Origin of the sequence: Teichococcus globiformis (assembly GCF_042646265.1) — a bacterium.
Lineage (GTDB): Bacteria > Pseudomonadota > Alphaproteobacteria > Acetobacterales > Acetobacteraceae > Pseudoroseomonas > Pseudoroseomonas globiformis.
Genome location: NZ_JBHRTN010000018.1, coordinates 639617 through 662165, shown reverse-complemented (window position 1 = coordinate 662165; position 22549 = coordinate 639617). Strand labels below are relative to the sequence as shown.

General features: G+C 67.1%; 22 protein-coding genes. 16 read left to right on the top strand and 6 right to left on the bottom strand.

What is annotated here, in order from left to right:
- Positions 1–81 precede the first annotated feature (81 nt).
- Complete coding sequence (gene mltG, locus ACFOD4_RS17360; RefSeq protein WP_379598427.1) at positions 82–1053, top strand: endolytic transglycosylase MltG; 972 nt, start codon at positions 82–84, stop codon at positions 1051–1053.
- 20 nt (positions 1054–1073) lie between these two features.
- Here the strand turns inward: mltG and ACFOD4_RS17355 are convergent, their stop codons facing one another.
- Positions 1074–1871: an SDR family NAD(P)-dependent oxidoreductase gene (locus tag ACFOD4_RS17355; protein WP_379598426.1), complete on the bottom strand. Its 798-nt coding sequence runs from the start codon at positions 1869–1871 to the stop codon at positions 1074–1076.
- 38 nt (positions 1872–1909) lie between these two features.
- Between ACFOD4_RS17355 and ACFOD4_RS17350 the strand changes: the two genes are divergently transcribed.
- Genes ACFOD4_RS17350 through ACFOD4_RS17340 form a run of 3 tightly spaced genes read left to right on the top strand, consistent with a single transcriptional unit; the run spans position 1910 to position 4393 of the window.
- On the top strand, positions 1910–2803 hold the full coding sequence (locus ACFOD4_RS17350; protein WP_379598425.1) for a YicC/YloC family endoribonuclease: 894 nt from the start codon (positions 1910–1912) through the stop codon (positions 2801–2803).
- On the top strand, positions 2800–3429 hold the full coding sequence (gmk, locus tag ACFOD4_RS17345) for a guanylate kinase (protein ID WP_379598424.1): 630 nt from the start codon (positions 2800–2802) through the stop codon (positions 3427–3429). The genes ACFOD4_RS17350 and gmk overlap by 4 nt, the downstream gene beginning before the upstream one ends.
- A gap of 46 nt (positions 3430–3475) precedes the next feature.
- Positions 3476–4393, top strand: a complete 918-nt coding sequence (locus ACFOD4_RS17340) for an AEC family transporter (protein WP_379598422.1) — start codon at positions 3476–3478, stop codon at positions 4391–4393.
- 27 nt (positions 4394–4420) lie between these two features.
- On the opposite strand, the gene ACFOD4_RS17335 is transcribed toward ACFOD4_RS17340, so the two are convergent.
- Complete coding sequence (locus tag ACFOD4_RS17335; protein ID WP_379598421.1) at positions 4421–4696, bottom strand: usg protein; 276 nt, start codon at positions 4694–4696, stop codon at positions 4421–4423.
- A 266-nt stretch (positions 4697–4962) separates the two neighbouring features.
- Here ACFOD4_RS17335 and groES point away from each other — a divergent pair, with 266 nt between their 5' ends.
- From groES to ACFOD4_RS17320, 3 genes are all read left to right on the top strand, one after another.
- Positions 4963–5253, top strand: coding sequence for a co-chaperone GroES (gene groES, locus ACFOD4_RS17330; protein ID WP_076958178.1), 291 nt, complete (start codon positions 4963–4965; stop codon positions 5251–5253).
- Positions 5254–5303: 50 nt separating this feature from the next.
- The gene (gene groL, locus ACFOD4_RS17325; RefSeq protein ID WP_379598420.1) at positions 5304–6950 is read left to right on the top strand and encodes a chaperonin GroEL; all 1647 of its coding nucleotides are present in this window, start codon (positions 5304–5306) and stop codon (positions 6948–6950) included.
- 308 nt (positions 6951–7258) lie between these two features.
- A complete protein-coding gene (locus ACFOD4_RS17320; protein WP_379598419.1) occupies positions 7259–7462 on the top strand; it encodes a cold-shock protein in 204 nt (67 codons plus the stop codon).
- Between the two features lie 56 nt (positions 7463–7518).
- Here the strand turns inward: ACFOD4_RS17320 and ACFOD4_RS17315 are convergent, their stop codons facing one another.
- The 3 genes from ACFOD4_RS17315 to ACFOD4_RS17305 are packed head-to-tail and all read right to left on the bottom strand — an operon-like array spanning position 7519 to position 12916.
- On the bottom strand, positions 7519–9612 hold the full coding sequence (locus tag ACFOD4_RS17315) for a prolyl oligopeptidase family serine peptidase (RefSeq protein ID WP_379598417.1): 2094 nt from the start codon (positions 9610–9612) through the stop codon (positions 7519–7521).
- Positions 9613–9616: 4 nt separating this feature from the next.
- Positions 9617–10039 carry a tellurite resistance TerB family protein gene (locus ACFOD4_RS17310; RefSeq protein WP_379598416.1) on the bottom strand — a complete coding sequence of 141 codons (423 nt, stop codon included), beginning with the start codon at positions 10037–10039 and terminating at the stop codon, positions 9617–9619.
- 45 nt (positions 10040–10084) lie between these two features.
- Positions 10085–12916, bottom strand: a complete 2832-nt coding sequence (locus tag ACFOD4_RS17305) for an ATP-dependent DNA helicase (protein ID WP_379598895.1) — start codon at positions 12914–12916, stop codon at positions 10085–10087.
- Positions 12917–13090: 174 nt separating this feature from the next.
- Between ACFOD4_RS17305 and ACFOD4_RS17300 the strand changes: the two genes are divergently transcribed.
- Positions 13091–14734, top strand: a complete 1644-nt coding sequence (locus tag ACFOD4_RS17300) for a lysine--tRNA ligase (RefSeq protein ID WP_379598415.1) — start codon at positions 13091–13093, stop codon at positions 14732–14734.
- The gene (locus ACFOD4_RS17295; protein WP_379598414.1) at positions 14731–16653 is read left to right on the top strand and encodes a phosphatidylglycerol lysyltransferase domain-containing protein; all 1923 of its coding nucleotides are present in this window, start codon (positions 14731–14733) and stop codon (positions 16651–16653) included. The genes ACFOD4_RS17300 and ACFOD4_RS17295 overlap by 4 nt, the downstream gene beginning before the upstream one ends.
- A gap of 13 nt (positions 16654–16666) precedes the next feature.
- Here ACFOD4_RS17295 and ACFOD4_RS17290 read toward each other — a convergent pair whose 3' ends face one another.
- Positions 16667–17314 carry a S24 family peptidase gene (locus tag ACFOD4_RS17290; protein WP_379598413.1) on the bottom strand — a complete coding sequence of 216 codons (648 nt, stop codon included), beginning with the start codon at positions 17312–17314 and terminating at the stop codon, positions 16667–16669.
- 128 nt (positions 17315–17442) lie between these two features.
- Here ACFOD4_RS17290 and ACFOD4_RS17285 point away from each other — a divergent pair, with 128 nt between their 5' ends.
- The 7 genes from ACFOD4_RS17285 to ACFOD4_RS17255 all read left to right on the top strand — a co-directional run bounded on the left by ACFOD4_RS17285 (position 17443) and on the right by ACFOD4_RS17255 (position 22549).
- The gene (locus ACFOD4_RS17285; protein ID WP_379598411.1) at positions 17443–17880 is read left to right on the top strand and encodes a hypothetical protein; all 438 of its coding nucleotides are present in this window, start codon (positions 17443–17445) and stop codon (positions 17878–17880) included.
- An 11-nt stretch (positions 17881–17891) separates the two neighbouring features.
- The gene (locus tag ACFOD4_RS17280) at positions 17892–18359 is read left to right on the top strand and encodes a hypothetical protein (RefSeq protein WP_379598410.1); all 468 of its coding nucleotides are present in this window, start codon (positions 17892–17894) and stop codon (positions 18357–18359) included.
- Positions 18360–18504: 145 nt separating this feature from the next.
- On the top strand, positions 18505–18735 hold the full coding sequence (locus ACFOD4_RS17275) for a hypothetical protein (RefSeq protein WP_379598408.1): 231 nt from the start codon (positions 18505–18507) through the stop codon (positions 18733–18735).
- 7 nt (positions 18736–18742) lie between these two features.
- Positions 18743–20170: a portal protein gene (locus ACFOD4_RS17270; RefSeq protein WP_379598406.1), complete on the top strand. Its 1428-nt coding sequence runs from the start codon at positions 18743–18745 to the stop codon at positions 20168–20170.
- A gap of 8 nt (positions 20171–20178) precedes the next feature.
- On the top strand, positions 20179–20904 hold the full coding sequence (locus tag ACFOD4_RS17265; protein WP_379598405.1) for a capsid assembly protein: 726 nt from the start codon (positions 20179–20181) through the stop codon (positions 20902–20904).
- A gap of 27 nt (positions 20905–20931) precedes the next feature.
- Positions 20932–21903: a phage capsid protein gene (locus tag ACFOD4_RS17260; protein ID WP_456316903.1), complete on the top strand. Its 972-nt coding sequence runs from the start codon at positions 20932–20934 to the stop codon at positions 21901–21903.
- Between the two features lie 76 nt (positions 21904–21979).
- Positions 21980–22549: a hypothetical protein gene (locus ACFOD4_RS17255; protein ID WP_379598404.1), complete on the top strand. Its 570-nt coding sequence runs from the start codon at positions 21980–21982 to the stop codon at positions 22547–22549.

The following is a 22549-nucleotide window of genomic DNA, read 5'->3' as shown; positions in this document are numbered from 1 at the left end:
ACCCGGGGGCGCCAAGCGCCTCCGGCTTCCCCATCTGACGCCGGGTGGGGCGGGGCAGGGGTGCTCCGGTAGAGGGCGGCGATGCGTAGATTTCTTCTGATCCTGCTGGTGCTGCTGGTTCTGGCCGGCGGCGGGGCCGCTTGGTTCGCTCGCGAAGCGTGGCAGGGGCCTGGGCCCTTGGCGCAAGACCAGGCCATCGTGGTACCCCGTGGCGGCGGCACCCAGGCCATCGCGCTGCTGCTGGCCGAGCGCGGCGCCATTGAAGATCCCCGGCTGTTCGCCGCAGCGGTGTGGCTGACACGGGACGACGGTCCGTTGCGCGCTGGCGAGTACCTTTTCCCTGCCCGGGCTTCGCTGCAGACAGTGCTGGAAGTGTTACGGACAGCCCGTCCCGTGCAGCGCCGCATCACCCTGCCCGAAGGGCTGACCGCAAGGCAGATGGCAGCGATTCTCGAGGCCACGGAGGGTTTGTCCGGCGCAATGCCGGCGCTGGATGAAGGCGACTTGCTGCCGGAAACCTATGCCTTCACCTACGGCGATCCCAGGAGCGTGGTGACCAGGCGGGCCGCGGCGGCCATGCAGGAAACACTGGATCGTCTCTGGGCGGAGCGTGAAGCCGGATTGCCGCTGGAAACGCCGCGGGAAGCGTTGATCCTGGCTTCCATTGTGGAGCGCGAAACCGGGCAGGCTGAGGAGCGCCCGCGCGTGGCTGCGGTGTTCATCAACCGGTTGCGGCGTGGCATGCCGCTGCAATCCGATCCGACGGTGGCCTATGCGGCGGCCGATGGGGGCGTGCTGGACCGGCCGCTCACCCGTGCGGATCTCAACCGCGAGCACCCTTTCAACACCTATCGCAATCGCGGTCTGCCGCCGGGGCCGATCGCGAGCCCCGGCGCCGAGGCGCTGCGGGCCGTGTTGAAGCCGCTGCAGACGGACGAGCTTTACTTTGTGGCCGATGGTACGGGCGGACATGCCTTCGCCCGCACCCTGGCGGAGCACAACCGCAACGTGGCGAAGTGGCGGGCGATCGAGCGGAGTCGGTCGGCCCCCTGAGCGCACCATCATCGTTGCTGTCAGGACGCTGCCACCGGCTTGGAGGGAAGCCGCGCTGCCACGGCGGCTCGTAGCCCGAGAGGCAGCGCCCCAGCCACCCGGGCCATGGCGTAGGTGGGCCAGGGATAAGCGATCCGGGTGCGGCCGCGTCGGATACCATCCAGCGTCCGCCGGGCGGCGTCTTCCGGTTCCAGCATGAAGGGCATCGGAAAGGCATTCACCGACGTCATCGGCGTGCGGATGTAGCCGGGGCAGACGGCGTGGATACGCAGGCCACGATGGCGCTCGGTGGCGTCGGTGGCCTCGGCCCAGCGCTGAATGGCGGATTTGCTGGCGCAGTAGGCGGCGGCGCCGGGCGCGGCAACAAAGGCGGCCACGGAGGAGATCACGGCGACACGGCCTCGGACTCCGTTACGAGGTGGCTGGCCAGCCATGCGCTCAAGCGCTGGAAGCGCCGTGTTCAACACGCCGGTGACATTGGTTTCGAAAATGGCCCGGATCTGTGCGGGCGGTTCCGTGGCGCCGCCGGTTCCGCCTGAAATCCCTGCATTGGCGATCAGCAGGTCAAGGCCGGGCATCGATTCGATCCAGGCACGGCTGGCGCCGGCATGACGCACATCGAGTTGCTGCTCCTGCACTGCGGCACCCTGTTCGCGGCAGGCCGCGGCGGTTGCGGCCAGGCGGTCGCGGTTGCGGGCGGACAGATGCAGCACCACGCCCGGCCGGGCGCAGGCCAGCGCCAAGGCGGCGCCAAGGCCGGAGGAAGCGCCGGTGATGGCGATGCGAGTCCAGGGGTGGGCCGCTGGCGGGGCTGACATGGCTTGCATCCGATCGCGGAGGGGGAGAGAAGGCCGGCATGGCTCTCTCCTCGATGACAGGCTTTGCGCGTGATGCGGGCACCCTGCCCGACGGCACGGGTTATGTGTGGGAATTGCGCAGCGTCAATGGCCGTGGGCTGGATGTGCGGGTGCGACTGCCCAATGGCTACGATGCGCTGGAAGCGAAGCTGCGCGAAGCGGTGGCGGCGCGCTTCAGGCGTGGCAACATTTCCGCCACGCTGACGCTAAAGCGTGAAGAGCGGGGTCCGCGGCTGGCCCCCGACCCGGTGGCGCTTGATCAGGCCATCGCCCTGGCGCTGGAGGTGGCGGCACGTATTCCCGGCTGCCCGGCGCCACGGGCCGAGGCGGTGCTGTTGTTGCCCGGTGTGTTGAGGGCCGAGGCGACCTCGCAAGACCCGGAGGATGAGGCCGCCCGCAGCGCGGTGATCGCCGCCGGCTTCGGCGTTGCGGTGGAGGCCCTGGCGGAGTCGCGAGCCTCCGAGGGCACAAAGCTCGGGACTATTCTGGGCGCTCTGCTGGATGAGATCGCAGCATTGCGCGAAGCCGCCGCTGCCGAGGCGGCGAGCCAGCCGGAGGCGCATCGGGCCCGGCTTCTCGCCGCGCTGTCCGAGTTGCTGGATGGCGAGAAGCGTGTGCCGGAAGATCGGTTGGCCATCGAGGTCGCGGTGCTGGCGCAAAAATCCGATGTGCGGGAGGAACTGGACCGGCTGACCGCCCATGTGACGGCGGCACGGTCGCTGCTAGACCTGGGCGAGGCGGTAGGGCGCAAGCTGGAGTTTCTGACCCAGGAGTTCGGACGCGAAGCGAACACGCTGGGCGCGAAATCGGCCAGCCTCGGGCTGACCCGGACATCCCTCGATCTCAAGGCGGCCATCGAGCGGCTGCGTGAACAGGCGGCGAACCTCGAATGAACCGGATCTCGCGACGCGGCCTCTGTCTGGTGCTTTCGGCACCGTCGGGGGCGGGAAAATCCTCGGTCAGCCGGGCGCTGCTGGAGCAGGAGACGGAACTGCGCCTTTCGGTCAGCGCCACCACACGAGCGCCAAGGCCAGGCGAACAGGAAGGAGTGCACTATTTCTTCCGATCCCCGGAGCAGTTCGAGGCCATGGACGCCGCTGGCGAGATGCTGGAATCCGCCAATGTCTTCGGGCGCCGCTATGGCACACCTCGCTCTCCGGTGGAGCAGGCGTTGGCGGCAGGGCGGGATGTGCTGTTCGACATCGACTGGCAGGGGCACCTGCTGCTGCGGGCAGCGTTGCCGGGCGACGTGGTGAGCGTGTTCCTGCTTCCGCCGAGCCTTGAGGAACTGGAACGGCGCCTGCACGGGCGCGGGCAGGACTCCGCAGAAGAGATTGCGCGTCGCATGAGGGCGTCACGCGATGAAATCAGCCATTGGGCCGATTTCGACCATGTTCTGGTGAACCACGAGTTCCACGATACGGTGGCGCAGGTGCAGGCCATCCTGCATGCCGCACGCTCGGCGGGATCACGGCAGCCCTGGCTGCCCGCTTTCATCGATACCCTGCTGCGGCCGTGAAGGACGTGGGTGCGACAGCCCGGCTGTTGCCCGCCAGGGCAGGCCCATGAACACATTGCTGAATGTCGTGGCGCCGATCTTTGTGCTGATCGGCATCGGGTACCTGAGCGCACGCCGGAAGTGGATCTCGGACGAGGCGCTGAGGGGCATGACCTCCTTTGTCTTCACCCTGGCCATGCCCTGCCTGTTGTTCTCGGGCGCGACGACGCCGCATCCGAATGGGGGCGCCACGGCCTTCGCGTTCTTTTCCGGCTGCCTTGTTGTTTACGGGTTGGCGCTGCTGCTGGCGCGGCACGGCTTGCGGATGAGCATGGCGGAAAGCGGCACGCTGGCCCTGAATGCTTCCTTCGGCAACACCGCCATGATCGGCATCCCGCTGGTGCTGGCGGCTTATGGGCAGGCGGGATTGGCGCAGATGCTGGCCATTGTAGGGCTCCATTCTCTGATCCTGCTGCCCCTGGGCACCGTGGTGGCGGAGATGGCGCATTCATCGGACAAGCCGCTACGGCAGATCCTGGAAGCCACCATTCTGTCCGTGCTGCGGAACCCCATCGTTATGGCGGTGCTGGCCGGGCTGGTTGTGTCCAGCCTGGGCATGGCATTGCCCGAGGTGGTGCGCCGCTTCCTTGATATGACGGGCATGGCCGGCCCCCCCGTGGCACTGTTCTGCCTGGGCGCGAGCCTGATCCATTTCGATGCGCGGCGTGACTGGCCCTCGGCCCTGTTGTGCACCGCCCTGAAGCTGGTGTTGTTCCCGTTCACGGTCTGGCTGATCGGCCAGAGCATCGGGTTGCCGCCGCTGTCGTTGGCGGTTGCGGTTCTGGCGGCAGGAATGCCAACCGGCGCAAACGCCTTTTTTCTGGCTCGTCGCTACGCATCGGGCTCCGAGCGCTCAGGCGCAACCGTGCTGCTCTCCACCATTCTGTCGATCGGGACACTGGCCCTGTTGCTGGGGGCTCTGTGATCCTGGCCAACGGGCTGCTGGCCAGACTCAGTGCAGGGTGAACTGGCCGCCGGCGAAGCGGAACTCGGCCGGCCGGATCAGGGCGCTGGAGGCGACGCGTACGGAGTGCAGGCGGCCCTCGATCTCGCGCTGCCAGAATACCAGGAAGCGGGTCAACTCCGGGAAGTCCGGCGCCTGATCGACCTTCTGCCAGATAAAGCTTTGCAGCAATCCGGGATGGTCGGGGAGGTGGTAGAGGATCTCCGCAGTGGTCAGGCACCAATCCGGGATGCGGATGATCGTGTTGAGATCCTTCAGCAGCATGCGAAAGCTTCCCTTCCGGCAAGGCGGCGCGGCCTTTCCGCGCAGAAAGGTTGAGCGTGCCATGACGTGCTTTCTCCCGGGTAAACAAAATCTTCTGAAAACAGAGGCTTGTCACTCGTGATTTGAGAGTGCTGCTGAGTGCTTGACGCGGTTTTGCAGGCAGCCTAGATCGTCAGCACTCACCGGGGGTGAGTGCTAACAGGCTCGTCCACCCGGATGAGGAAACCGTCGCTGAATGCGCCTTTAAGGGCGTCAGGAGAGGGCCAATGAAGTTTCGTCCGCTGCATGACCGTGTTGTCGTTCGTCGGCTGACCGCCGAGGAGAAGACCTCGGGTGGTATCATCATTCCCGACACCGCCAAGGAAAAGCCGATGGAAGGCGAGATCGTCGCCGTCGGTTCCGGTGCGCGCAACGAGCAGGGCGTTGTTGTCGCCCTGGACGTGAAGGTCGGTGACCGCGTTCTGTTCGGCAAGTGGTCCGGCACCGAGGTGAAGATCAGCGGCGAAGAGCTGCTGATCATGAAGGAATCCGACCTGATGGGCGTGATCGCGGCCTGATCCAGGTCCGCTGAACCGCTTCATCCCAGATCAGAACGGAGTAAAGAATTATGGCTGCTAAGGACGTTAAGTTCGGCGCTGGCGCGCGTGAGCGCATGCTGCGCGGTGTCGACATCCTCGCCGACGCCGTGAAGGTGACGCTGGGCCCGAAGGGCCGCAACGTCGTGATCGACAAGTCCTTCGGCGCGCCCCGCATCACCAAGGATGGTGTGACGGTCGCCAAGGAAATCGAGCTGTCCGACAAGTTCGAGAACATGGGCGCGCAGATGGTGCGCGAAGTGGCCTCGAAGCAGAACGACTTGGCCGGCGACGGCACCACCACCGCGACTGTGCTGGCCCAGGCCATCGTGCGCGAGGGTGCCAAGGCCGTGGCCGCCGGCATGAACCCGATGGACCTGAAGCGCGGCGTCGACAAGGCCGTGGCGAAGATCGTCGAGGAGCTGCAGTCCAAGACCCGCAAGATCACCACCTCGGGCGAGGTCGCGCAGGTCGGCACGCTGTCCGCCAACGGCGAGTCCGAGATCGGCGAGATGATCGCCCAGGCGATGGAGAAGGTCGGCAACGAGGGCGTCATCACCGTCGAGGAAGCCAAGGGCATCCAGACCGAGCTCGACGTCGTTGAGGGCATGCAGTTCGACCGCGGCTACGTTTCCCCGTACTTCATCACGAATGCGGAGAAGATGATCGCGGAGCTGGATAACCCCTACATCCTGATCCACGAGAAGAAGCTGTCCCAGCTGCAGCCGATGCTGCCGCTGCTGGAGACGGTGGTGCAGTCCGGTCGTCCGCTGATCATCGTGGCCGAGGATGTCGAGGGCGAGGCCCTGGCCACCCTGGTCGTCAACAAGCTGCGTGGCGGCCTGAAGATCGCCGCCGTGAAGGCTCCGGGCTTCGGTGACCGTCGCAAGGCGATGCTGGAAGACATCGCCATCCTGACCGGTGGGCAGGTGATCTCCGAGGACCTCGGCATCAAGCTCGAGACCGTGACTCTCCAGATGCTGGGCCAGGCGAAGACCGTCCGCATCGAGAAGGAGAACACCACGATCGTCGACGGCGCCGGCTCCAAGGACGACATCCTGGGCCGCGTGGAGCAGATCAAGGCGCAGATCGAGGAAACCACCTCGGACTACGACCGTGAGAAGCTGCAGGAGCGCCTGGCGAAGCTGGCCGGTGGCGTTGCCGTCATCCGTGTCGGTGGCTCCACCGAGGTCGAGGTGAAGGAGCGCAAGGATCGCGTCGACGACGCGCTGCATGCGACCCGCGCCGCGGTCGAGGAAGGCATCGTTCCGGGTGGTGGCGTGGCGCTGCTGCGCGCCGGCCTGGGCCTTGCCTCGCTGAAGGGCCTGAACAACGACGAGCAGGTCGGCATCGAGATCGTGCGCCGCGCGATCCAGACGCCGCTGAAGCAGATCGCCGAGAACGCCGGCAAGGACGGCGCCGTGGTCGCCGGTGAGGTGCTGCGCACCGACACCTACGAGCATGGCTACGACGCGCAGCTCGACGAGTACAAGGACCTGGTGGCGGCCGGCATCATCGACCCGACCAAGGTCGTTCGCACTGCCCTGCAGGATGCGGCCTCCATCGCCGCCCTGCTGATCACCACCGAGGCGATGATCGCCGAGAAGCCGTCCAAGCCTTCGGCTCCGGCCGGTGGCCCGGGCGGCGGCATGGGCGGCATGGGCGACATGGACTTCTGATCCCAAAGCCAGCTCCTTCGGGAGCTGGATCCAGGATTGAGACGAGGGGGCGGCCTGCAAGGGCCGCCCCTTTTTCGTCTCTCCGTGGGCAAGCCGGACCGCCAGTGGCCGGGGTCCTGGAGGCTACCCAAAACGTTACGGTTTACGTTGACAGTTCGTTAACGATCTGCCCCACTTAACGGGCCAACCGCTTCCGCCGCCTTGCCGTGCCTCCGGAGACCCGGGCGCCCATCAAGCCGTACCGGGAACCGGGCTGGATCGTCGGGGGCGAGCCTCGTCCCCCACCCAAGCGAAGAGGAGTGCATCGCATGGCGATTGGCACCGTGAAGTGGTTCAACGCGACCAAGGGTTTCGGCTTCATTGTTCCGCAGGACGGCGGAAAGGACGTGTTTGTCCACATCACCGCCGTGCAGAAGGCCGGGCTGCAGGGGCTGAACGAGAACCAGAAGATCAGCTACGAAGTGGCCATGGAGCGGGGCAAGGCCGCCGCCACCAACCTCAAGCCGCTCTGATGCAGTCTGACGGCGGGTAACGGCCAGAGGCCGTACACGCGCCGTGCCGCCCTCCCTCAGGAGGGCGCGCTTTCCGCCTGCCACCCGATGGCGCGGCGCAGGAAGGCAGCGCCGAGGGCAGCGAAGCCCGCCACCTCCCCATTATCCTTTCCATAGCCATGACCGCCTGCCGCCGGCTCGTGAAACAGGGCAGGGTAGCCCATGGCCTGCAACTTGGCCGCCATCTTGCGGGCGTGACCAGGATGCACCCGGTCGTCTCGCCGGGTCGTGGCGATCAGGATGGGGGGATAGGGACGGTCTGGTCCGGCGGTGTGATAGGCCGAGAAATGGCGGATAAACGACCAGTCCTCCGCCCTGTCAGGATCGCCGTACTCCGCGATCCAGCTCGCACCGGCCAGCAACTTGGTGTAGCGCCGCATGTCGATCAGCGGAATGGTGCAGAACAGGGCTCCGAACCGTTCGGGATACCGGGTGAGCATGTTGGCGATCAGCAGCCCGCCATTCGAACCACCCTCTGCAGCGATGCGTTCTGGCACGGTGACGCCGCGTTTCACAAGATCGGCTGCCACGGCCGCGAAGTCATCATGGGACAGGCGCTTGCCCTCGCGTCGGCCGGCCTCGTGCCAAGGCGTTCCGAATTCACCGCCGCCGCGCAGATTGGCCACGATGCCGGTCCCTCCGCGCGCCAGCCAGAGCTGGCCGATCGTGCCGCGGTAGCTGGGCAGCATGGAAATCTGGAAGCCGCCATAGCCGGTCATGTGCACGGGGGCGTCGCCCGTTTCACCGTCCGGTCCGACCTGGACGTAGGGGATGCGCTCTCCATCGGACGAGACGGCCTCATGCCTGGTCACGCGCAGGCCGTTGGCATCGAAGACGGGCGAGGAGCGCTTCAGCACCAACGGTGCGGCCCGGCGTGGCGGCGGTGGGAGGCGCAGCAGGGCTGGCGGCGTCACCGGGTCCTGCGCCATGGCGAGGAGCGTGCCGTCGGATTCCTCCTCCCGCTCGTCCAGCGGCCAAAGCCCAACCACACCGATCTCGGGCAGTCCGGCGATAGGGGTGGCGTCCCAATCGCCGGGTTGGAAGGCGGTGAAGACAGGTCGCATCCGGTCCAGCACGCCCACGATCAGCCGGCCGTTGCAGAAGAAGAAATTCTGGATGGCCCGGCGGGGCGTAGGCGTGTCGAGGACCCGCCAGCCCGCCATGCCTGACAGCAGGTCGGGCAGCGGTGCCGCAAGCAACGTGTCCGGCGCGTGGGTGGCGCCGTCCAATTCCCAGGGCGTGCGGCGTGTGGCGGCGATCCAGCCGTTCTGCCAGGTCGAGCGCGCATCTGTGGGCAGGGGGATGCGCTGCTTCGGACCGGTCCTGTCGCCCAAGTGGAGGACGGTGTCGAAGAAGCCGAGCTGATCGATGAAGATCAACGCCTCTGTGCCGTCCCTTTCCCGGTGGATCTGTGCCCAGGCGGCCATGCTGCTGGCGGCCACCTGGAACAGGATCGGCGCCGTGATCGGGTCGCTGCCGCGCTGCCACAGCCGGATGGCGCGCGGATAGCCGGATTGCGTGGCCATGGCCTCGCCCGCCGCATCCGTGCCAAGGGGAGAGGTCAGCAACAGGGTATCGCGGTCGAGCCAGTCGGCGCTCGCCTTGGCCTCGGGCAGGGTGAAGCCGCCGGGGGGAAAGGCACGAGCCTCGATATCGAATTCCCGCAGCACCACGGCGTCGCCGCCACCGCGCGACAGGCGCAGCAATGCCAGGTCGTGCGCGCCGGGGCGAGTGGTGGCGCCGTGCCAGACCCAGTCCTCGCCCTCAGCCTCCGCCAGAAGATCGAGATCCAGCACGATCTCCCATTCAGGGTCGTCGGTGGCATAGGAGGCTGAGGTGGTGCGGCGCCAAAGGCCGCGCGGATGCACCGCATCCTGCCAGAAATTGTACAGATGCGGGCCGCGCCGGGTGATCAGGGGAAGTTTGTCCGGCCGGTCCAGCGCCGCTTTCACGACTTCGCGGTCGGCGGCGACAGCGGCATCCGAAAGGCGGGCAAGGGTCGCCGCGTTTTGCGCCGCCACCCATTCCAGGGCTCGGGCACCTTCGACCTCTTCCAGCCAGAGGTAAGGGTCGTCGTCAGGCGCCTGAAGGGTGGGGCGGGGATCGGTCATCCGGTCAGACGAACTGGTAGCGGGCTTTGGCGGCCCGCTCGATCGCGCCGGCAATCAGGCGATCCAGGTCCAGGCCGATGCGGAAATCCTGCAGGAATTGCAATTCTTCCTGCGTCGCCTCCCCATCGGCCGCAGCCACCTCGCAGGCCAGCAGATAAGCGGTTTCGCGCAGGCGCTCGGGCAGCACTTCGCGCAGCAGGGCGCAGGCGCGGTCCAGCCCATCGGGGGCGGCGAGCAGGGTCAGGCAGGATTCGGTGACCAGTTCGATCTCATGCAACTGGAAGCCGTCGAAGACGGGCAGCTCCCGCACCAGACGGGACATCATGCCGAGCTCGGCATCGGACATCTGCTGGTCGGCGGCCGACATCAGCACCATGGCGCAGACCAGCGCCTCCTGGGCCGTGAAACGGATCTTGGTGTGCGGCATCGGCTTCTTCCTTTGGCATATGCGTAGCCCTCCTGCGGCGGCGGTTCAATCGCCGGACAGGAAGGCGGCGGTCTGGCGGACAGCCTCGGCCAGGCCCAGGCGTTGTGGCACTACGCCTTCCGGCAGTCCGCCCAGCAGGCGGGTTGGGGTGCGGGGGTCGAGCAGAACAAAGACTCCGCGATCATCGGCGCGGCGGATCAGCCGGCCAAAGGCCTGGCGCAGACGGTGACGGGCGATGGCATCGTCATAGGCGCCGGGGCGGCCGCCCGAGAGGTGGATGCGCCGTTCCCGGTGCAGGATGGAGGGGCGGGGCCAGGGCACGCGATCAAACACGAGCAGGCGCAGCGCCTGGCCGGGCACGTCCACCCCATCCCGCAAGGCGTCGGTGCCGAGCAGGCAGGAATCTTCCTCTGCCCGGAAGATGTCCACCAGGGTGGCGCTGTCCATGGCGTCCACATGCTGGGCGTAGAGGGGGATGCCGGCCTCGGCCAAAGCCGGAGCGATGCGCGCGTGCACGTCGCGCAAGCGGCGGATGGCGGTGAACAGACCGAGAGCGCCACCGCCCGATGCCAGGAAAAGCTGCTGCATGGCGGCGGCGATCTGGCCGGGACTGTCGCGCGTGATGTCCTCCACCACGAAGGCGCGGGTATTGGCAGCATAGTCGAAGGGGGAAGGCAGGGCGGCGCGAATGGCGGGTGCCGGCAGGTGCTGCACGCCGGTGCGCGCCTCGGCCTCGCGCCATGCGGCTTCGGGGTCGTGGCGGGCGGCATCACGCAAGGTCGCGGAAGCGATCAGCACGCCATGGGCCGGCCCTGCCACCTGCGACGCGAAGGGAACGGTGGGGTCCAGCCAGTGGCGGTGCAGCCCGGCATCGATGTCGCGCCCGTCACGGCGCGTCAGCGCCAGCCAGTCCACATAGGTCGGACGCTGCCCAGGTTCGGCAGGGGGCTCGCGCAGTCGGGCCAGCATGGAAATCCAGGCGGTCAGCGGCATAACGGCGCGGCGGTCGATGGAGCGCGTCGCGGTTTCGAGGCGGATGCGATCGCCGGTTTCCAGCTCCTCATCCGGATCTTCCAGCAGGTCGTTCAGCAGCTTGGACAGGTTCTTGAGTGGCGCGCGGAGGCGTTCCAGGGCGTCCTCAAGAACAATGGCGGCGGCAGGCAGATCCTCATGCAGGGGCTGGAGATCGCATTCGGCGTCGTAGAGCGGGTCGCCATCCTCGGTACGCGCCAGGATCTGGGCACGCACCGCGCGCAGGAAATTCTCGGCGATGTCCGGGTTGATGGTGTTCGCGGGAAGGATGGGGCGCGGGTCGGTCGGGGTGGCGCCTTCGTCCTCGGCAAGATCCGCTTCGGCTTCCGGCAGAGCGGCCCAGCGGTCCCACCAACCAGCGGAAGGAAGGGCGCGAGCGGCGCGCTCAGTCAATTCGAGAGGCGGCACCAGCACCGGATGATCCGCGAGCATTTCTTCGAGCCGGCGGCGGAGGCCTCGCGCGCGGCTCCGGCCGCCTTCATTGCCCAGCAGCCAACGGCGCAGTTCGGCCATCTCGGCGCCGGAAAGGGCGGCCGAGAACGCGCCGTCGGCGGCGTCGAACAAGTGGTGGCCCTCGTCGAAGACGTAGCGCAGGGCAGGACCATCATCACCGCCGCCCAACGCCGCCTGCACCATGACCAGGGCGTGGTTCGCAACCACCAGCCGGGCATGGGCGGCGCGACGGATGGAGTGCTCCACATAGCAGCGCTTCCAGTGCGGGCAGGCGGAGTGGATGCATTCGCCGCGCCGGTCGGCCAGGAGCGAGATGGCGCCGGGCGGGAAGAGCTCCACCAGCCAGCCGGGGAAGTCGCCGCCTAGCAGATCGCCATCCCGCGTCGCCAGTGCCCAGCGGGCGACCAGCGCCAGAGCAGGAAGGCGGGCGGGCATGGCGCCGCTGGCAGCTTCGTCATAGTTCAGCAGGCAGAGGTAATTCTCACGTCCCTTGCGGATGACCACGTGGCGCCGCCGCTCTTCCGGGTCGGGGTAGAGGCGGGCCAATTCCTGGTCGAGCTGGCGCTGCAGGTTGCGGGTGTAGGTGGCGATCCAGACCGGCGCGCCGTTCCGCTCGGCCCACAGGCTGGCGGGCGCTACGTAGCCCAGCGTCTTGCCGGTGCCGGTACCGGCCTCCGCCAGAACGAGGCGAGGCTCGCCCGGCACCTCCCGCGGGGTGAAGGCCATGGAGGCGGCGGAGGCGAAATCCGCCTGCGAGGGACGCTGTTCCGCGCCTTCACCAAGAATCTCAGCCAACCGGGTGCGGGCATCGGCGGGGGTGACGGGATGGCTGCCGGGTGGTGGTGGCGGGGAGGGTTCCTCCCATTCCGGCAGGGCGCGCCAGACCTTGAGCCCGTCATTGCTGCCGCGTGCCGTGGGTTGCCCGAGCGCGGCCAGAACCGAGTCCGCCCAGGGCCAGGATGCGGCATCGCGCATGCGCGCCGCCAGAATGGCGGCATCCTTGTTCAGCGGTGCGTTGCGGGCGCGGGCGAGGCGCCGCAGCAACTCGGTGGCGATTTCCGGCAGCAAGGCGGCGGCGGACTCCGCATCCGCCGGAGGCGGCATGTCGAGCGCCAGGGCCAGGCCGCGCGGGGTCGGAGGGGCGGGCTGGGCAGGAAGGCAGAAGGCGAACAGCTCCAGCAGATCCCAGGCGCCGGGCAGGCCAGGGAGGTTGAGGCGCTTCGCCGTAGCTGGAGCGTGCACCACGATAGGGGGGCCGAGCTCGCGCAGGGCGGCGGCCACCTGTTGAGGGCGCAGCATGGAAAGTTCACCATCCGGGGTCAGCAGCGCGGCGCGGCCGGGGGCCGGCGTCACCAGCGCCGGGGCATCGGGCAGCAGCAACCGGGGGGGCAGGGCGCCGCTCGCGCCCGGTAGGGGTGTCACGCCGGGAAATTAGGGGCAAAACGCGAACGAGGCCAGCGAGAGACCAGTGTTTTCCCCAAAGATGATCAAACTGCGTGGGCGGAAGCGGCTCATCGCGGCCCGCGCGCGTTGACCATGCGCCGTCTCGCTGGCATGGGGCCACACATGAACGCCGATCCATCGCTCCGCACTGTCAAGGCCTGGCCCTTCGAGGAAGCCGCCAAGGTCGCCGACCGCCTGACTGCATCGGGCAAGAAATCGGCGCTGTTCGAGACCGGCTATGGCCCTTCCGGCCTGCCGCATATCGGCACCTTCGGCGAGGTCGCGCGGACGAGCTGGGTGCGCAACGCATTCGGGCGCATCACCGGGCTGCCGTCGAAGCTCCTGGCCTTCTCGGACGACATGGACGGGCTGCGTAAGGTGCCGGACAATGTTCCGAATGGCGACATGCTGCGGATGCACCTGGGCAAGAGCCTGACGGCCATTCCCGATCCCTTTGGCACCCATGAAAGCTTCGGGCATCATAACAATGCCCGGCTTCGGTCGTTCCTGGATGCCTTCGGCTTCGAGTACGACTTCGCATCGGCCACGGATTACTACAAGTCGGGGCGGTTCGACGCCGCGTTGCTGCGGATGCTGGAGGCGCATGAGGAGGTGCGGCAGGTGATCCTGCCGACGCTGGGTCCGGACCGGCGGGCTACCTACTCGCCCTTCCTGCCGGTGCATCCCAAGACCGGCATCGTCATGCAGGTGCCGATGGACGAGGTACGGCCTTCTTCCGGCACCGTGGTGTGGCGCGACCCAGAGACAGGCGAGCAATTCGAAACCCCGGTGACGGGGGGGCATGTGAAGGCGCAGTGGAAGGCCGACTGGGCGATGCGCTGGTTCGCTCTCGGCGTCGATTACGAGATGTCGGGCAAGGACCTGATCGACAGCGTCAAGCTGTCCTCGGCCATTTGCCGGGTACTGGGGGCGGAGCCGCCGGTCAGCCTGACCTATGAGCTGTTCCTGGACGCGAACGGGCAGAAGATCTCGAAGTCCAAGGGCAACGGGCTGACGATCGAGGAATGGCTGCGGTATGCGCCGCCTGAGAGCCTCGCCTACTTCATGTACCAGCAGCCGGGACGGGCGAAGCGGCTGCATTTCGATGTGATCCCTCGCGCAACGGACGAGTATCTGCAGCAGCGGGAAAGGCTGCGGGCGAACAATGACCCGGCCAATCCGGACTGGCACATTCATGCAGGCGAGCTGCCGAACACCCCCGAGCCGCCGCTGACCTTTGGAATGCTGATGAACCTGGCCACCGTCTCTGCCGCCGACACACCGGAGCGTTTGTGGCAGTTCGTGCGCAACTATGCGCCCGGGGTGACGCCGGACAGCCAGCCTCTGTTGGGACGGCTGGTGGAGTATGCCGTTGCCTATTCGCGCGACTTCATCCTGCCGACACTGGCGCCGCGTGCGCCCACTCCGGAGGAAAGGCCCTGTTTCCAGGCCTTGATCGACCTGCTGCGCGCGCACCAGAAAGAAATCGAGGCGCTGCCGCCGGGGCTGCCCCAGGCGGAGCGAATCCAGACGGATGTTTATGATGCCGGGCGACGCGAGCCTTTCATCCAGGTGATGAAGGATGGCTCGCCAGGCGTGGCGCGAGGCTGGTTCAATGCCTTGTACCAAGTCTTGGTGGGGGCCGACCAAGGACCGCGCTTCGGCTCCCTGGCCGCTGCCTATGGCGTTCCCGAGACCGTCCGGCTGATTGAGGAAGCAATGGCTCGGCCGCCGCTGGAGCAGGCGGCGGAAGCGGCGGGGGCGTGAGAGGCGTGCTCGGCTGGCTGCGCCGGCACGGGCCAACTGTCTTCGGCCTGGCTCTGCTGGCCGGAGCACTGTTCGTGGTGCAGCGGGAGGTTCGTCACCTTTCCTGGGCCGAGATCCAGGCGGCGATCGGGGCGGTGCCGCGGCAGACCTTGTGGATTGCGGCGGGTTGGACGGTGCTGGCTTACGCAGTGCTGACCATTTATGACCGCCTCGGCTCGGTATATGCGGGGCGGCCGGTCAGCTATGTGCGAACCTCGCTGGCTTCGTTCTGTGCCTATACTCTGGCGCACAATCTGGGCTTCGCAGCGGTGTCCGGCGCCGCAGTACGCTACCGCTTCTATGCCGCCTGGGGGCTGACACCCGCCGAGATCGCCAAGGTGATCGCTTTCACATCCCTGACCTTCGGGCTGGGGGGCATGGCGCTGGGCGGCCTCGTGCTGATCTGGGAGCCGGAAGTGGTGCCCTGGATCGCCGCCCATCTGCCGCACTGGGCCATGCAATTGGTCGGTGTCGGCCTGCTGTGCGTTGTTGGCGCCTATATCCTGCTGTCGCGCCTGCTGCCGCATTTCACCGTATTCGGCTACCGGATCGACCTGCCCGGCTTCCGCATGGCCTGTGCCCAAACCGTGCTGGCGGGCGTGGATGTCGCCGTGACGGCGATGATCTTCTATGCGCTGCTACCCTCGGCGGAGGGGCTGAGCTTTGCGCGCTTCCTCGGCATCTACCTGGCGGCCTACACGGCGGGGCTGGCGGCGAACGTGCCGGGCGGCCTAGGCGTCTTCGACACCGCGGTGCTGATCGGGCTGCAGCCTTATATCCCGGCCCCTGAGGTGATCGGTGCGCTGCTGCTGTTCCGCTTCTATTACTACATCGTGCCGCTGTTCCTGGCTGGTGCGCTCTTCGCCGGCTTCGAGATCAACCAGCGGCGGCACCTGATCGGTGGGGCCGCCACCTCCGATGTGACGGATGCTTTCGAGGGGCCGGCCATGGCCGGGCTGACCGGGCTGGCCGGAGCGGCGCTGCTGTTCATCGGCGCCTTGCCCGCCAAAGGCTCGCCGCTCGCGCAATGGATAAATGAATGGGCGGCGCTGGCCAGCCATTTCGCGGCCTCAGTGATCGGCTCTCTGCTGCTGGTCATGGCGTACGGCATGGTGCGGCGGCTGCGCATTGCCTGGGTCACAGGCATCGTGTTGATGATGCTCGGCGCCATCGTGACGCTGCTGCGAGGCGAGCCTTGGTTCATCTCGGGCGGCTTCCTGGTTCTGGCCGGGTTGCTGGCGTGCTTTCGCACCGCCTTCTACCGCGATGCGAGGTTGACCGGCGAGCCGCTGGCCGGCAGCACGTTGATGCCGCTGGTGGCCAGCGTGGCGGCGGTGCTGGTGCTGGCTCAGATCGCCTGGCAGGGGCCGGTGGCCGACGAGCCTTGGTGGGCCGTGCCTTTCCTAGACGAGACCCCGCATACCCTGCGCTTCACTGTCGGGCTGTGTGGGGTGCTGCTGCTGGCTGCGGCGTTCCGTCTGCTACGGCCGGCCCGCATCCGTGCGCCGTCCTATGACATGCCGACCCGGGCGAGGCTTGCGGCGCTGGGGGCACGGGTGCCGGCGGCGGCGGACGGTGCCATCTTCGCCGAGGGAGGACGGGGCGCCGGCTTTGCTTTTATCCGGCGCGACGATGTCTGGATCGGGCTGGGCGATCCGGCAGGAGAGGCCTCGGCGTGCATTGCGGCGCTATGGCGGTTCCGCGACCTGTGCGAGCGCAACGGGGTGGACCATGCCTTCTGGCAGGTCGGGCCGGAGTTGCTCCGCGCCTATGAGGATACGGGATTGGCGGCTGTGCCGCTGGGCGATGGGCGCTTCCTGGCCTGCCGGGCCGAACGTGATCCGCAGCGCCTGCTGGAGGCGCTCTCCCAGCGGCGATAGCCTCCGCGTGGCCTTACTGGCTGGCCCAGAGGATGCGGTGCAGCCAAGTGACCTCCGACAAGTCGAAGCTGTAGTTCGGATGGGCGGGATTCAGGCTCGCCAGCTCGACGCGACGGGCGGATTGCCGCAGCAATTCCTTGGCCATGACCTCCCCCTGCATCGTGCGGCAGACCACGCGGTCACCGCGGCGCACGGGGGAGTTGGGTGAAACGATGACGATGTCGCCGTCGCGGAAGACCGGCTCCATGCTATCGCCTGAGATTTCCAGCGCGTAAGCATTCGGATCGGAAAGCTCGGGCGTGCTGATCTCGTCCCACCCGCCACCAACCGGATAGCCGCCATCGCTGAAATGACCGTCGCCACCGGCCTGGGCCATGCCGATCAGCGGGATGCGTCGACCTGGCTGCGGACGGCTGACGCTGCTCAGCGCCGGTGCACCGGTGACCAGGGAGGCGAAGCTGTCCATGGCGGTATCGGTGGCCGCGAGGATCTTGGCAATGCTTTCAGTGGACGGCCAGCGTGCGCGGCCATCACTTCCGACCCGCTTGGAAGGGTTGAAAGCGGTCGGGTCCAGGCCGGCCTTGCGAGCGAGGCCGGAGGGTGAGAGGCCGTGCTCAGCGGCCAACGCATCCACGGCCCGCCAGATGTCGTCATGACGCATGGGTGGATTATCCTAAACTCGGCAGCCGAATGCAATAGGAAATTACTCACAAATAGGTGTTGACGCCTATCAACCATTTCGTAAATGATCTGCCCATCGCAACCGACAGGCGAAAAAGATCCTACGATATGGCCGCTCCGCTCCGCACCACTTCTGCCCCCGTTCTCTCCAGCCTGAGCAAGGCGGAGCCCTTCCGCAGCGCGGACGAGGCCTGGATCTGGACCATGTCTGCCCTGGTGGCGCGCCGCGAAGGCGCCCGCATCGTGGCTGGTGCCGGCAAGACCCAGCGCCCCTGCGAGCCCGATGACGTGGTGAAGTGCCTGGACCGGCTGTACCGCCAGCGCCGGATCGACATGACCCATGCCCGCATCCTGCGCATTTGGGGCGAGCGTGGCGAGGCACCGAACCCTCGCTACCAGCGCGAGCAGGCCGATTGGAAGATCTGGAACGAGGCGATGCAGCGCCTGGACTGGCCGCTGCGGGTAAAGGGCATTGTGGATGGCCCAGGCTTCGCCGCAGCGGAAGAAGATGTTGTGGTTGCGCTGCCGCTCCGCCCGGTTGAATGAGGCGGAGTAACATGAAACAGGCCTCTCGCAAGGTGCCGCGCCTGGCACCACGGCGACTGGCGGTGGATGAGCAGTGGGTGTGGATCGGCTTCGGCGGACGGGCCGACCGATCCTGGATGCGGCTGCTGCGGCCAGGCTTTCGGCACTGTTTCGCGGTTTTGCAGGATGAGCGCGGCTGGACGGTGGTGGAACCATTGTCCGGCCGCCTTCTTGTTGCGCGTCTTGATGTTGAGCCGGGCTTTGATCTTCCGGCCTTCTACCGCCGGGCTGGACTGAGCCTGCTTGGGCCCTTCGAGCCGGGAGCGCCCGCCTGCTCCTTTCTGCCGAGCTTGCTGCCTTATTCCTGCGTCTCAGTTTGTCGTGGATTGTTGGGCAGTGGAGCTCCTCTTGCCCTGACTCCGCGGCAACTCTTCCGGGCTTTGGAAAAACTTCTTCACAATAGGAATAAAGTCATTGACGCGGAGCCGGCGAGCCGCTAAATACAGTCTTGTCAGCGGGTGAACTGCGCCCGACGACAAAATCCTCCCTGAACGAACAACGGCCCGCCTGGATCCCTCCAGGCGGGCCATTGTCGTTTGGGACTCTGTTCCCAACAGCCTGCATCGCAGAGGAGACCGCACACGCATGGGTGGCCTGTTCCAAGCTCCCAAGCCGGTGGTGGTGACGCCGGCCCAACCAGTCGCGGCCCCTGCTGCCGGACCGACTCCCGAAGCCGCCGCTCAGGCTGCGCGGCAGGAAAATCAGGAGCGTGCCCGGCGCGGGGTCGCCGGTACGATCGCGACCTCGGCCCGAGGCGTGCTGGAGCCGGCGCCAGCAGGCCTGGCAGGCGCGCGCAAAACCCTTCTGGGCGAGTGAGGCCATCATGAGCCTGACCCCAGAAACACTGCTGGCCCGCCAGGCCGCCGCGGAAGCCCGCCGGCGCCCTTGGGAGGGCATCTGGCAGGATTGCTACGATCACGTGCTGAACGGCACACCGGGCAGTGGCGGCCCTGCCTTGTACGACGCCACCGCGCCAGACGCGGCTGAGCAGCTTTCCGCCAGCTTGTTGGCGGAGCTGACGCCGCCCTGGTCCCGCTGGTTTGGCCTGGCGCCGAGCCGGGCGCTGGCCGAGGGGCCGGATGCCGCTGCGGTCGCCGCCGCATTGGAGGATGCGGTTGAAACCCTGCAGGGTCATTTTGACCGCTCCAACTTCGCGGTCGAGATGCACCAGGCCTTTCTGGACTTGGTGGTCGCCGGCACGGGCGTGCTGCTGGTGGAAGAAGCCGCGCCTGGCGCCGTTTCGGCGCTGCGCTTCACCGCAGTGCCGCTACGTGAGGCGGTGTTGGAGGAAGGTCCGACCGGTCGACTTGATACCGTTTATCGCAGCGTCAGCCTGGATGCGGTGGCGATCGTCGCGCGTTATCCCGAGGCCGTGCTGCCGCCGGCTCTGCTGACGCATCGGGAGGACGCGGCGACGCTCCGGCGCTTCCGTGTTGTTGAGGCGGTCTGGCCGGATCGTGGTGGCAGCGGCTTCGCCGCAGTGCTGGACCATGAGGGCGAGGCAGTGCCGCTGGCCACCGGCCGCTTCAACGACAATCCGTTCATTGCTTTCCGTTGGATGAAGGTGCCTGGCGAGGTTTATGGCCGCGGGCCAGTGATGAAGGCATTGCCGGATATCCGAACCGCCAACAAGGTGGTCGAGCTGGTGCTGAAGAACGCTTCCATCGCCGCAACGGGCATCTGGCAGGCGGAGGATGACGGGGTGCTCAACCCTGCCACCGTGCGGCTTGTGCCCGGCGCGATCATCCCCAAGGCGCCGGGATCCTCCGGGCTCACGCCGCTGGCGGCGCCGGGCAATTTCGACGTCTCGCAGCTGATGCTCGACGATCTGCGTGGCCGCATCCGGCATGCGCTGCTCGCCGACCGGCTGAATGCGCCGCGTGCCGGAACCATGACGGCAACCGAGGTGCTGGAGCGCAGCGGTGAAACCGCCCGCCTGTTGGGCGCCACCTTTGGTCGTTTGCAGGCCGAGTTGCTGACACCACTGATCGGCCGCTGCCTTGCCATCCTGCGTCGCAGGGGCGAGGTGCCGCCACTGCTGCTGGATGGGCGAGAGGTGCGGCTGACCTACCAGTCGCCGCTGGCTCGCATCCAGGGGCGGGCCGATGCCGCCAACACACTGCTGTTCCTGCAGTCGGTGGCGGCGCTGGGTCCGCAGGCCACGGCGCAGCTCGACATCCCGGCCGTCACCCAATACCTGGCCCGCACGCTTGCCGCGCCGGCCGGGATCCTGAACCCTATCCAGGAGTAAGCCCCCGCATGTCCGAGAACCTGCTGGACGCCGCGATGGAGCCGGAGGCGCCAAGCGCCGAGGACATCCCGGAGAAGTTCCGCGATGCCGAGACCGGCAAGCTGCGCGTCGATGCGCTGCTGAAATCGTATCGCGAGCTGGAGAAGCGGCTGTCACAGCGTTTCGCCGCGCCGGGCAAGGACGCACCGGATGAGGACCGGTTGCGTTTCCGCCGTGCCATCGGCGTGCCCGAGACGGCCGAAGAATACAGCATCGAGGCAAAGCACGAGTTGTGCGGGCCAGATGCCGCAATCAACGCCAGGCTGCACGAGGCGGGCTTCACCTGCGAGCAGGTGCAGCTGGTCTACGACCTGGCGGCCGAGCGGCTGTTGCCGCTGATCGCCGAGGCTGCCGCCGACTACGAGGCGCAGAAGCAGATGTCGAAGCTGTCGGAAGCGCTGGGTGGCGAGGAGCAGTTCCGCCGCGTCGCTCCGCAGATCGCCGCTTGGGGCCGCGCCAACTTGGCGAAGCCGGTCTTCGAGGCGTTGTCCACCACCGCCGAGGGCGTGCTGGCGCTGCATCGTATGATGGGCAGCGGCGAGCCGAGCTTGGCGCGCGAGGCGGACGCCCCGGAGGCCGTGGACGAAGCCGCGCTGCGCAAGATGATGCGCGACCCGCGTTACTGGCGTACCCGCGAGCCGGAATACGTCAAGCGTGTGACTGACGGCTTCAAGCGCCTCTTCGGCCAGGGCTGAGCCCAGCCTTTCCCACCAGATTTCGTCATGGACCAACCCCGCGCGGTCAACCGCCGCGCGGAGCGCCGTGACGTGCTTGGCGTCAAGGCCCCGGCAACGGGAGCAACCATGGCGCCGGGCTGCCGCCCCCCAATTCCCCTGATCCATTCCCGCAAGGAAATCGGCATGTCCGCTTCCATCGACCAGGTTTTCGCGAAGCAGTTCCAGTCCGAAGTGCATGACGCCTACCAGCGCATGGGCAGCAAGCTGCGCCCGACGGTGCGCAGCAAGAGCGGCGTCCGCGGTTCCTCCACCCTGTTCCCGATCGTCGGCCGCGGCGTTGCCGCCTCCAAGGCCCGCAACGGAACTGTGCCGGTGATGAACCTGGCCCATTCACAGGTGGAGTGCTTCCTGTCCGACTATTATGCCGGCGATTGGATCGACCGGCTCGACGAGCTGAAGACCAATATCAACGAGCGCCAGGTGGTGGCCAATGCCGGCGCCTATGCCCTGGGCCGCAAGACTGACGAACTGATCATCCAGGCTTTGGACACCGCGCCGAACCAGGCTGTCGGCACGGCGCCGGGCACAGGTGACGCGGATGGGCTGACCCGCGCCAAGGTGTTGCTGGCCTTCGAGATGCTCGGTGCCGCCGATGTTCCCGATGACGGCGAGCGCTTCGCCATTGTCGGCTGGAAACAGTGGAGCCAGCTGCTGCAGATTCAAGAATTCGCCAACACCCAGTATGTCGGCGATGAGGACCTGCCCTGGAAGGGTACGCAGGCGAAGCGCTGGCTGGGCGCAACCTGGATGCCACATTCGGGCCTGACCCTGAACAGCGGCAAGCGCTTCTGCTACTTCTACCACAAGACCGCCGTGGGCCACGCCGTTGCCCAGGAAGTCACCAGCGACATCACTTGGCACGGTGATCACGCCGCCTTCTTCGTCAACAACATGATGAGCCAGGGCGCGACGCTGATCGACCCGGCGGGCGTCGTTCGGATGCCGGCCGCCGAGTAAGCCGCGAAGGCGCGGGCAGGAGAGCGATCTCCTGCCCGGATCATTCTCGAGCCTTCCTACCAGGAGTATCCGACCGATGGCGCTCTCCGCCCTCGTCCTCTGCTCGCGCGCATTGCTCAAGATCGGTGCGCAGCCCATCGCCTCCCTCGACGAGGGAACCGCCGAGGCGGAGGTCGCCGCACATCTCTATCCCTCGGCGCGCGATGCGCTGATCTCCGCTCATCCCTGGTCCTTTGCCACTGGCCAGATGGATTTGCCTCGCCTGCTGGCCACTCCGCGCGCCGACTACGCTCATGCATTCCAGCTTCCGGCGGATTTCCTGCGGGTACTCTCGGCTGGTAGTGGAGGGCGTGGTCGCGGAGTGGACTACCGCTTGCACGAGAACCGCCTGCACAGCAATGCATCGCGGGTGACGCTGACCTATCTCTTCCGTCCTGCGGAAAGTGCGCTGCCGCCCTTCTTCGCCAGTGCTCTGGTCGCGAAGTTGGCCGCCGAGTTCTGCATCCCTCTGACCGAGAGCACTTCTCGCGCCGAGATGATGCAGCGCCTCGCGGAGACCGAGTTCCGCCATGCGCGGCTGGTGGACAGCCAGCAGGACACGCCGCGGGGCTTGGACGACTTCCCGCTGATCAACGCAAGGGGATAA